The 11768-nt window shown below is 50.2% G+C and carries 10 protein-coding genes and 1 pseudogene; all 11 read left to right on the top strand.

Annotation, left to right across the window (positions count from 1 at the left end; genetic code table 11):
- Positions 1-776: pseudogene (locus tag HP568_RS29435) on the top strand (serine/threonine protein phosphatase); the annotation flags it as partial.
- Positions 773-2050: a hypothetical protein gene (locus HP568_RS29430; protein WP_048034251.1), complete on the top strand. Its 1278-nt coding sequence runs from the start codon at positions 773-775 to the stop codon at positions 2048-2050. The pseudogene HP568_RS29435 and the gene HP568_RS29430, both read left to right, overlap by 4 nt.
- On the top strand, positions 2041-2736 hold the full coding sequence (locus tag HP568_RS29425; protein ID WP_173630937.1) for an iron-dependent peroxidase: 696 nt from the start codon (positions 2041-2043) through the stop codon (positions 2734-2736). The genes HP568_RS29430 and HP568_RS29425 overlap by 10 nt, the downstream gene beginning before the upstream one ends.
- 49 nt (positions 2737-2785) lie before the next feature.
- Complete coding sequence (locus tag HP568_RS29420) at positions 2786-5458, top strand: acetate and sugar kinases/Hsc70/actin family protein (RefSeq protein ID WP_173630936.1); 2673 nt, start codon at positions 2786-2788, stop codon at positions 5456-5458.
- Between the two features lie 44 nt (positions 5459-5502).
- Positions 5503-6282: a hypothetical protein gene (locus HP568_RS29415; RefSeq protein ID WP_048034248.1), complete on the top strand. Its 780-nt coding sequence runs from the start codon at positions 5503-5505 to the stop codon at positions 6280-6282.
- 29 nt (positions 6283-6311) lie between these two features.
- A complete protein-coding gene (locus HP568_RS29410) occupies positions 6312-6965 on the top strand; it encodes a hypothetical protein (protein ID WP_254551619.1) in 654 nt (217 codons plus the stop codon).
- Positions 6962-8386 (top strand): contractile injection system protein, VgrG/Pvc8 family, encoded by a 1425-nt coding sequence (locus tag HP568_RS29405; protein WP_173630934.1) that lies wholly within the window; start codon positions 6962-6964, stop codon positions 8384-8386. The genes HP568_RS29410 and HP568_RS29405 overlap by 4 nt, the downstream gene beginning before the upstream one ends.
- Positions 8387-8458: 72 nt before the next feature.
- Entirely contained in the window at positions 8459-9604 is a 1146-nt protein-coding gene (locus tag HP568_RS29400) for a pentapeptide repeat-containing protein (protein ID WP_048034245.1), read from the top strand.
- Positions 9601-10152: an imm11 family protein gene (locus tag HP568_RS29395; protein WP_048034244.1), complete on the top strand. Its 552-nt coding sequence runs from the start codon at positions 9601-9603 to the stop codon at positions 10150-10152. Before HP568_RS29400 ends, HP568_RS29395 begins: the two co-directional genes overlap by 4 nt.
- Positions 10139-10561: a DUF4280 domain-containing protein gene (locus tag HP568_RS29390; RefSeq protein WP_048034243.1), complete on the top strand. Its 423-nt coding sequence runs from the start codon at positions 10139-10141 to the stop codon at positions 10559-10561. Before HP568_RS29395 ends, HP568_RS29390 begins: the two co-directional genes overlap by 14 nt.
- Before the next feature lie 13 nt (positions 10562-10574).
- Positions 10575-11768: contractile injection system protein, VgrG/Pvc8 family (locus HP568_RS29385; RefSeq protein ID WP_254551617.1), on the top strand; the 1194-nt coding region annotated here is incomplete at its 3' end.

Here is an 11768-nt window from a genome sequence, read left to right as displayed (position 1 = left end):
GCGATGATTTTAACGAACCGGAGATTTTGGAGAAAAAAGAAAAGACGCAATCGTATGTGCTCGTCATGCAGTGGAAAAAGGAAGGAGATCTCTTGTTTGAGGCGCAGGATTACGCTGGTGCGGAGGCCTATTACCAAAAGGCTCGCAAGCTGGCGTTGGAAACGTCTTTTGTAACAGGAGAAAAGGAGCTTCGCACCAAGCTGGACGAGGTAGCTTCCAAAAAGACCGGCATCGATAAGGAAAAGAAGACGCTCGACGGCGACAAGCTGGAAAAGCAAGGCGACGAGAGCTATGCGGCGCAAGACTTCGAGGGAGCGATCCAATCGTATACGATGGCGCAGGAAATTTATCAGGAGATTGGTGTGCTGGAAAAAGTTTTGGCGATGGAGCGCAAGGTGACAAAGGCAGAGGAGAAGCTGAACCCTCCTGCTGCTCCGCCTTCGGCAGGTGCGCCAGCAGGTCAGCCGCCTGTGCAAGGGACGGGTGCTGCGAGTCAACCACCGGCAGCTCAGGTGAATCAAACGGCCCCGGTTAATCAAACCGCACCAGGTAACCAGACAGCTCCTGTAAATCAGACGGCCCCGGTTAACCAGCCAGTCCCAGTCAATCCGGTGGCTCCAACGTATCAGCCAGTTCCGGCACCTCAAGTAGTACCGACCAATCAAGCAGTTCCGCCAGCCACGACAGCTCCGGCGACTCAGCCAGTTCAGCCACCGCAAGCTAATCCACCAGCTACAGCCAATCCGACACAGGAGGAGGCAGCGAAAACGCCATGAAAGAGATCGTACTAGATCGTTTGAACAAAATGGAGGAGCTGGAGCAGCGCAGGTTGCTCAAGCAGATCATGAACGGTGTCTTCCTCAACCTGGTCGAGTATCAGGAGGAGATGCAGAAAAAGCTGGAGGAGCGTGTTTTTACCGAGATCGAGGACAAGGAAGATAAGCATGACATCTACGTGACCCTCTGTCATCGCGATGACTTTGATCCGATCCACGAGTATTTGTACCCGATGATCCCTGGAGATGAGGAAAAGAAGATATGTGATCGCAAAGAGTTGGCAGTCAAGCTCAGCAACCAGGAAGAAGCGGTCATGATGACGATTTTTTTAGAGTGTGAGTATGACAAGATACAGGCGCTGATGATGAGCAAGCGAACCTTCAAGGGGCGTCTGAACACGGCAGGCAATCACTATCCAATCGAAGTGCGCCTGCAACAAAGTCGTGTCTATATGGATGAGCTGGAAAAGCTGTACAACATGTTTCAAAAGAACGGGATGCCGTGGAAAACGGTGAATCACCCTTACGCCAGCAAGTTTTTCGATGTCATTCTGGTTGCCTGTGAGGGCACGTTTACAGAAGACGAAGAGATACTGGAAATGTCGATTACCCTCGATGAGTGGGAGCCTTACAAAAAGCTGGATGTTATCCCGTTGTGGAACATCGAGCGTTTGGCTTTAAAAAACATCGGGTTTCCCGTACCTGCCATTGACCGGGTGAACTTCGAGCATGTCCTGTCGTTACGTAAGACGGGCAGTGAGCACGGATATTTGGTGGATGGAGATGAGGAGCTGATTCGCTACATCAAGCGATCACCGGAAGAACTGACGATTGTCTCTCCTCAGGAGAAATCGGGAGTTTGGAACGTATGCAAAATCACGCAGCCTGTCACGACCCGAATTGGAAGACTCGACTACGAATTAGTGTCCAATCGACGCAAAAACAGCTTCATCGGGAGCTATGCCCGGAAGCAGGCAATGACCGTACGAGCCAAAGGAGAGATTATCCGAATCGTCCATTCCTTTGAGGCCGCCGAGCAGCTAGAGCTAGTGAATGTAGAAATTCGGGACAAAAACAATCGGCCTCCCGCTACGTACGGCTTGAATCCGTTCATTAGCGATAACGTCCGGGTAGAAAACGACAAGAAGATCATGGCTCTCGGCTTTCGGAGACGCGGGGCGAACAGCTTTCTTCTTCAAGACATGATGAGCTTCCTCGTGTCCGAGGTTCAGATGTATTTTCCGGAATACAAGTGTGAAGGAGAATGGGCTTGAATTACATCTGGGATTTGGTTATTCGTGCAAAACGCGCCGGGATCGCCAAAAAAGACATCCAGTTCAAGGCTGCCAAAGTGTATTCGCCCTACATGGAGCTGAGTCATGAGGCCATCAACGCCAAAACGGTGGACAAGACAGTAGAAGTGAATCCGTACTACCGCTTCGACGATATTTTCCGTGACCTTTTTGACGCCAATTACTCGGATGATGCAGAGCTTCGGCATACCTTGTTTGATATCATCATCCATTTGCTGGCGGAGATTGATCTGTCGCAAGGGATGAATAAGCGTGAATACCACATCCGCTTTGTGTTGCGCGACTTGGAAGCGGGGCTGTTCGGCAGTCGGGTACAGGAAAATATCCGCCTTTTTACCAAAGAGGAGCGAGAGATTATCGCCGGCAATATTTTGCGCTTGTATGAGACCGGAGAAGCGGTGTACCTGCTCAAGGATACGATGCGCAAAATTTTCTCTCACTCTACCATTTACGCCAATTGCGAAGAAAAAGATGAGCTACTGATTTACGTCGGGCAGTCGGAGAGTGAAACCGCACATGCCAAGCTCGCTTTAATCAAGGATATTTTTCTACCAGTTCGGTTCCATACAGAGATTTATTGGCGTAATCATTTCGGCATCTTGGATGTCGAGGAAACGATGCAAATCGACAGTGTTGCACTGTACTAGAGGTTTGACCGATTGACCCCAACAAAGGTCGGGAGAGAGGAGAGTTGGGATGTCTACCTATTCATATAAGCTTCATCTCCAAAAAGGCAGCGGGGATGGAAATCAACGCAATCATTCAGGCGAAGCGACCTACACACGGGACGAACTGATGGAGATGACGACCTTTCAGCTCCGCAATATTTGTTACAAGGAAAAGCTGGTTCGCTCTGTCGTGAACAATCTCGATCGGGAAGGACTGCTTCACACGATTCTGCGTTTTCGTGGCGCAGAAGAAAACCTCCTGATTGAGCGTGCTGTTCCAGGTGGTGTTGAACGCCTAGAAGCCGTACTCCACAAATATTTAAACACACCGATGCCAGGTGTAGATGCGATCAAAATTCCAGCGAAGATGTGCTTGTACACGGGTCTTGCCATTGACAGGCTGGACAACTATCGCGTCGAATCCTCGCAAGGCTTGTCTGAATCCAATGTGCTTTTGGTGAATGACCATATGGAGCTATGCGGCATTCTGCATCTGCGCAAGGACAAAGACGATAGGAGAGCGGGGCATTTTAGGCTGCACGCTCACCAAGATGCTCCATTGAGAAAGACCGTCAATCAAAACTACAGCCTGCTCTTTTTCCGCAAGCAGGATTCGGAGTATTTGTACAAGGCGTATCACCAGGACCATCCGTTGCCGCCTGTCAATCTCCACTACTACAAAGTACCGGTGACTGACCTCGAGATCAGGGAATTGGAAGAAACAGATGCCGTTCTCGCAATTGATTTTGGTACCTCCTCGACGACAGCGGGTGCTTTTCTCGATCATCAGTATGTGAGCTCCCCTTCTAGCAACGACTTGTTGAATGGACGCATACGCTTGAATGCGATCAATTACGTTTCTTTCCCCGATACGACGCAAAAAAACGAGGAATGGATCGAGGTGCTGCCGACGGCTGTCAGCGTGGCGGATTGCTCCTCCCCGCATGACGTTCGCTTTCACATCGGTTATGAAGCACTGCGGCACATGAAAAAGAACGGATACAGCACGAACGCGACGGTGTTTCAAGGCATCAAACGCTGGGTGAACAGCTATCAAAAGATCGAAGAGGTCATGGACAGCCAAGGAAATACCGCGACTGTGAAACGAAGCGACATCCTGCGTCAGTACCTTCTTCACGTCATTCAAATGGCCGAGCATCAGTTCAAATGCCGCTTTCGTCATCTGCATATCACAAGTCCAGTCAAGCTGAAAACGCAGTTTCTTGAGATGTTCACCGAGATTTTGCCTGAGTATCGCATCGAATCAGAGCACGCCCTCGATGAAGGAATGGCCGTCCTGTTTAATACGATTGCGGATCAAATTGACAAAAACAGCTTTCTGGACGGGGAGACGTATCAAGCGCTCGTCATCGATTGCGGCGGGGGAACGACGGATCTGTCATCGTGCCATTTCCGGATCGAGGACGGACATATCTCCTACCGTATCGATATCAATACGACCTATGAAAACGGCGATACCAATTTTGGTGGCAATAACATTACGTATCGCATCATGCAATTTATGAAAATCGTCTTCGCGGACTATTACGGAAAAGGGCGGCAAGTGACCGACATCGACCAGATCATCGATATCCCTGGATCGGAAATTTTCCGGTACGTGGATGAATACGGCGTCGACTCCATCTATGAACGCTTCGAGGCGAGGTATCGGGAAGCTGAGGCGATTTTGCCGACTCGCTACAAGGAATACGAGAACAAGAGCCGGGACGAGTATCAGCGTGTCCGCAACAATTTTCACTTTTTGTGGGACCTCGCTGACCATATGAAAAAAGAATTTTTCCGCCAGACCGGCATTCTGCGCAATCGCTTCACATCCGATACGGAAAATCGTCAAGAGCCTGATCTAAAGCTGACGGCAGTCGAGCGATGGGTGCTGTCGATACGGGAGGATGGTCGCTTCCGGGATGTGTTTGATTTTCCTGATGTCGTCTTCAACGCGAAAGAGATCAATCACCTGATCAAGGCGGATATTTACGAGATTTTGCGAGACTTCTTGGACGATTTTTACCAACAGGGAAGGCTGGCTGACTTCTCGATCATCAAGCTGACTGGGCAGTCGTGCCGGATTGATGTTTTCCGTGAAGCACTCAAAGAGTTCGTCCCTGGACGCAGTATCGAGTTCCGGCAAAAGTCGGAGGAGGCGGGCAAGGTGCCAGACCTGAAGCTGTCTTGCTTGCGTGGAGCACTGCGCTATCAAAGTGCCAAAAAGGCGGGTTTCATCGAAGCGAGCATTACGAATCATGCACCGATCGTCCCGTATTCCGTGACTGCCTTCACGCATAACAAGCAAGAGAGAGTACTCATTCACAGTCAGGAAAAGCTGAGTCTCGTGCATGGATCTATCTCGCGTCCCTACGGAGTGAGCGAGGTTGAGTTTTATCTCAAGGAAAATGATGGCCAACTGCGCCAGCGGTACTTGTACATGGATGATCCTGCTCAATACAAAACGGTGCTGTATGAGGACATTGCGGGCAAGTACGGTACACATATCCCGCAGGATGAGACTGACTCGATTCAAAATGGCGAGTCGAAATACTTCGTTTTTGCGAGTGGCAGCGAGTGGGGATTCCATGTCGTGCCAGTAGCTCGTCTGAATGAACAGCTTGCTTTGGGGAAAAAGGTTTTCTTTGCTTTTGAGAGTGACTTGTCCGAGCTGGATTTCTTTGACGGGATGAAATGAGCAAATAACCAGGCAGCTTAAATGAACAGGAAGGGGGAACAGCGGTGTTTTCCCATCTCTATCCCAATTTTCATAAAGGGCGAATTCTCAAGCGAGAGATGCTTGAAAATCTGCGTGATTACCCGCGACATTTTGTAGATTTATACTTTCAGGATTATACAGACGGCATTGTTTCCGGGGTGGATGTAACGATCGGCGAAGGGCACCTCACTGTCGGCAGAGGGATCGTCAAGCATCAAGGGCGGATTTACTTGTTCGAACGGGAAGAGCGTGTTCCTTATGAGGCCACAGGTATGGAGACGGTACTCAAGATTCGCTTTCAAGAGGAGACTTCGCTGACCGACTATTACGTTTACGAGACGTCTTATGTTCTCGACCAGGACATAGAGTCACGACAGGATGAAAGGGAGTTGGGTCGCTTCAAGCTCAAGCAAGGGGCAAGGCTACGCGGCGATTATCAAGACTTAGCCGATATGGCGACTGAATTCAATACATGGAATATCGTGCATGTCGAACATGCTGGGAGAGACGAGCCAACCCTTGCTCCCTACATCCTGCGGTATTTTGCGAATGAAATGCTGAAAACTGTCACCAATCACCCGTATGATCTCACCTTTGCCATGCAGTGCTTGAATGGGGACAGAGTAGAGCGGGGGCTCATTCTTCATTATATAGGCAACAGACTGGGGACTGGTTACCGCGAGTACACGAACCTGCAGATTCTCAAATACCTCGCACGCATATTGGATGACGCCAAGAGTGGCGGAAAGTCCTCAAAAACGGAGTGGAAAACAGGCGGGCGTCAGCGGGTTATTGTTGATTAACGAGAGGATGGTGAATGGAAATGGCGCGTATGGATGAAAGCATTATCGGCATGTTGAATGAGCTTTCCGGTGAGGATGCACAGCCAGCAGCAATACGTTTTGGTCCAAAGGGCAAAAATCGACTGGATGTAGTGAACAAAACATTTATTACAGTCGGTGAAGAGAGAATTCCCATGGAGGACAAGCGCGTCCTCGACGATCTCGTACAGATTCGACTCCCGAAGACATTTTCCATCATGAGTCCAGAAGTAGCAGCTTTGAAGTATCCATCAGAACGTAGGCCTTCCCTGATTTTTACCAACGAAACAGCGTCAATTAACCTGGCTTTTACCTATACCGAGAGCAAGCTGACCGATTCTCCTGCGCAGTTGAAAGCCTTCATGGATGTCATGAAGCAGGTTTTGCGAAGAACACAGCCGCTCGCTCGTTGGCAGGAGGAAGGAATACGTGAGATTGCCGGGGCCAGCGTTGGATTTTTCGAGTTTGTTGCACCAGCATTGGATACGGACATTTACAACCTGATCAGCTTTGTCTCCCTACAGGGACGCGCTCTTCTCTGCACGTTTAATTGCACGGAGAAGGAGCTGTCAGATTGGAAGCCAGTAGGCTGGGGGATTATGGATTCCTTGACGCTTGTATCCACCAATTCGGATGAAAATGGGAAGGGAGAAGGGAAAATATGAGTCTTCCTGTCATTGCCTACAACAATTTGCAAATCTCTCCTTATCAATTGACGCATCTGGTAGAACTGACGATTACGAAAAAGATTAATGAGCACGCTCGCCTGACATTTACGGGGATCGTACCAGAAGAATTGAAGGACAGCTATGTAGAAATGACAGAAGCACAGACCCCGATCGAAATCAGCCAGGTGGATAACGAAGGCAACGCCACGCCGCTTTTTGCGGGGATCGTTCTGGAGATAGGCATCAAAGCCGTCCGAGACGTCTATTATTTGTACGTCGAAGCGGTCTCGCCTACGTACAATCTCGACGTGAAGCGCAAGAGCCGTTCATTTCAAAACAAAGCCATGACCTACGGTGCCCTTTTGAAAACAATCGCAGGAGAATATCCAGGCATGGACATTATGGACATGGCCTCCAATGGTGGGAAGCTTGGTTCCTTTACCATGCAGTATCAGGAGACGGATTGGCAATTTCTTAAGCGGCTTGCTTCGCGTTTTCAGACCGGACTGATGCCAGCATCCGTCTTTGAAAAGCCGAAGTTCAGCTTTGGTGTGCCAGAGGGTGCCTCGAAAGGTAAGCTGGACGATTTTCACTATCGGGTGCGTAAAAATTTGAGTGAATACCGCCATTCCTCGGAAAACGGGGTCAAGGGCGTGGATGAAAATGACTACATCTTTTACGAGGTCGAGACGGATCGCGTTCTCGATTTGGGCAACGGTGTGGATTTCAAAGGGAAGAGCTTGTATGTGTATGAGGCCCATACCGAGATGAAGAAAGGCTTGCTGAAGCACAAGTATTTGCTCGCGTCCAAAAAAGGAATGAGCCAAAAGCCGCTCCACAATTCGCTTATCGTAGGGGCATCGGTGCAGGGGAAAGTCATTGAGGTCTCAAAAGACAACGTCAAAATCCACCTCGATATCGATGAGAGCCAAAGCAAGAGCGAGGCGCACTGGTTCCCGTATTCCTCGGTTTATACAGCCGAAGGAAACAGCGGTTGGTATTGCATGCCGGAGCTCGATGACTACGTCCGCGTCTATTTTCCGAGCAACAAGGAAAGTGACGGGATTGCGATCAGCTCTGTCCGGAAAAATTCAGACGAGGGCGAAACGAACAAGCTCGGGAATCCCGATATCAAATACTTCCGAACGGCTAACGGAAAAGAACTGATGTTCAGCCCGTCAGAGGTATTGCTTAGCGCAAAGGACGGGGAAATCCTCATTCGCATGACCGACGCGGACGGCATCCAGATTTTCAGCAAGAAAAATATCAAGGTTGTCTCCGAAAAGGACATTTTGATGGACTCAGCTACGAAGGTGATCATCTCGGCGAAAGAGGAGATCAGTCTCACCTGCAAAGAGAGCAACATCAAGATGGACGGAAATACAAGCATCGTCGGGCAGGAGCTCAAAACCAATTGACACACATGGTTGCCACGCGGGTAACCGTGTGTTTGGTGTATGCAAAAACGGTGAGAAGAAGGGGGGATTGGCATGGAAAGAGAGGAAGCCTTGCAGCATTTCAAGGAGCACGAGGTGCCGAAGAGAACCATCGCCAGCCTGCATGCCTTGGATGCTTACTATCAGGCGAATAAAGAAAGGCTCGCAAAAGAATTTCTCCGTTCATTTGAAGCAATATGTCAACGCGTGGTTGATAAGCAGGAGCAAGGGGCAAAGGGCAAACTGGCGTACTTGACCTATTCCATGCTGCGGACGGAGCTTCTGGAGGGAAGCAATCAGTATTTGCTGGAAGCTACGGATAGCAGTTGGTTTTTCGATCCGGTGGAGTGTCAAACCAGCTATGATGCGAGCTGGGCGTATCACTTTTTGGATCGACTCGCAATCGAATGGAACGAGGCTGCCAGAGCGTATGCCGGACACGTAAGACTTCCCGATATCGAACGGATCAAGCTCGTGGAGGCAGAGAAGTTTCATCAATATGTCGTTCACTTGATCCGTTATGCCATGGTGCAGGCTGTTCAGTTGGAAGTCTTTCAACAGGTGGACAAGGAGCTGGAGTTGGAGGTGCGTGTCGGAGAGTATCTGGATCAAAGCGAGATCGTGTACTGTCTGGATACTCGCCACAAAGATTCCGAGATGATCCGTGCTTGGCTGGAAGAAAAGCAAGAGCTGGAATACGGCTACAAGGTTTTGGCTGGCCTCGATCTGGGACAAGGGCAATTCGATGGTCTTGATTTACGTTATTCGGACCTCTCTGACAGTCAGCTAACGAAAGCGACCCTTCGCGAAAGTGTTTTGGTCGGAACGAGATGGCATCGTGCGCAGCTAAAAGCGGTTGATTTCGGCGACAGTCTCATTCATGGAGCGGATTTTACCGGGGCGAATCTGCTAGGTGCGAGCTTTCGTGAAGCATCCGGGCCAAGGGGTCTGTTGGAACCAGATGCGTGGGAGATGCCCGGTTTTGATGGCGTCTTGTTCATCGGGGCGGACTTGACCGGGACTGATTTTACCGGAGCAGATCTGCGCGGAGCAGACTTTACAGATGCGATTTTGACCGGTGCGAATTTTAGCGGAGCGCTTCTCGAGAGAGCTGTATTCTCGGAGGAGGCCAGGGGGTCCATTCTGTTGGACGAACTTCAGGAGCGACATGTCGTTTGGCGAGAGGGGAGTCAGGTATGAATTATTTCATCTTGTCACAGGACGAGCGAATCGCGAGTGCAGTAGAGCCAACAGGCGTTTTTGACGTCATCCGGCAGGAGTGGCTCACCACAGAATATCAGGACGAGTTGGACGAGGCCGTCATTCAGTTCGACATCAAGCAAAAGAAAGAAAACGACTACCTGGATTTTCTCGACAGACCGATCCCGCTCTATTCCAACCGTTTAAAGACAATCATCCACAAGTTCGCGCCGAAGCTGTTTGTCAAATCTGTCGTGCTCGTAGACAGGGAGCGGATCAAGCAGGATTTGTACTGGATGATGATCCTGCCGCGTGTGAACTGCCTGTCAGAGCAAAGCGAGTTTCACAAGGACGGCTCACTCAAACGGCTGGTTCTCGATCCAGAAAAGATTGGACGTCATACGATTTTTCAAATCGAAGGGATTCGTGAACCGTATATCATCATCGATTTGCGGCTGGCGGAAGCTTTGCTGCGCAGGGACTTTTTCGGTATCCGCTTGAAAAAAGCAGAGCAAGCAGGGAGGAGAATGAGTCATGCCCATGATTGAAGATGTCGATGTTGTACCTTCGTCGGCTCCGAAGAAAAGCTACGTCGTGGCGGGAGCAATTCTCACGTGCGACTACGGGAGCCAGAAGAACAAGCTGAAAACGCCGTTTAGTCATGGCGTGTACATTCGCAACCAGGCACAAATGAACGTGAATGACTATATGCCGCAAGTGAACATCATGCCGTTTGGCAAATGCAAATGCGAGAAAAATCCAACCGTCGCGGCTGCTACTGCTGCCAACAACGGTGTACTCAAGCCGATGCCATGCGTTCCTGTGGTCACTATGCCCTGGATCGATGGCAAAGCAGATGTACTCGTGGAAAACCATCCCGCCCTGTTAAACACCAGCACGAACATGTGCATATATGGAGGCTGCATTCGCATCGAAGACGACGGACAGGAGCAATAGTGAGGGGGATTGTATGAATACGACAGAGAAGCTGGCTGGATACGAAAATATTCAGTTGGTCTCACCCTTTGAAATCCAAAGCCTGCAAGATGTCAGAATCGTGAAGAAAGTTAATGAGCACGCCAGACTGTTCGTCACCGCAATCATCCCGGAGGAAAAAAGCGACCGTTACATTGAGATGGCGACGAGCGAGGATACAGTCACCCTGAATTTGGTGGAAAACGGTTCACTTATGAAGACATTGTTCAAAGGACTCGTGGATTCCGTCAGTGTGAACTTCGTTCGAGGTGTGTACCATTTGGAGCTGGAAGCGGTCTCGCACACACAGCGAATGGACGGACAGCGCAAGATGCGCTCTTTTCAGCATAAACAAATGACGTATGCCAGTCTGCTGGATGAAATCACAAAGGACTATCCTGGCTCGGATTATTTGGACCATGCTTCGAACGGAGCGCCGCTTGGGACCGTCGCCATCCAGTATCAGGAGACAGATTGGCAGTTTTTAAAGCGACTGGCCTCTCGCTTCGGCTCTATTCTCGTCGCCGAGGCTGTCGCGGATAAGCCAAAGTTTTGGTTCGGCTTGCCCGAGGGACGTACCGCCCAATTGACAGACGCCAGCTACACTATCAGCAAAAGGCTGTCTCCCTTTATGGAAACGACAGAAAACGGCTACGCGGCAGGTATGTCGGAAAACGATTTTCTCACCTATGAAGTAGAAAGCGGACAGGTCCTCCAGCTCGGAGACCGCGTGAACTACCAAGGCAAAGAGCTGGTCGTCGCCGGTTCAACAACGAGGATCGACCATGCCCTTCTCATTCACACCTATCAACTCATGCCCGAAGCAGGCGTCCGTCAAAACCCTATTCGCAACGATGACATATGCGGCGCTGCTCTGGAAGGCAAGATCATCGACATCCAGAAGGACACCGTCAAAATCCACCTCGACATCGATCCGAAGCAGCCCAAGGCAGAAGCGAGCTGGTTCCCGTATGCCACGGTCTACTCGGCAGAGGGCAACAGCGGCTTTCACTGCATGCCGCAAATGGGCGACTCCGTAAAGCTATACTTCTCCACGCCAGATGAAGAAGGCGCTATGGCAGTCAGCTCCGTGCGAAAAGGTGGAGGCAGCACCGCGAAAACGGGCAATCCCGGCATCAAGTACTGGGGAACCAACTTTGGCAAAGAGCTGATGATGGGCGGCAAGGAG

It is taken from the genome of Brevibacillus sp. MS2.2, from assembly GCF_013284345.1.
GTDB classification, from domain to species: domain Bacteria; phylum Bacillota; class Bacilli; order Brevibacillales; family Brevibacillaceae; genus Brevibacillus; species Brevibacillus brevis_C.
The sequence above is the reverse complement of the archived record's forward strand: the minus strand, read 5'-3'. Positions and strand labels throughout refer to the sequence as shown.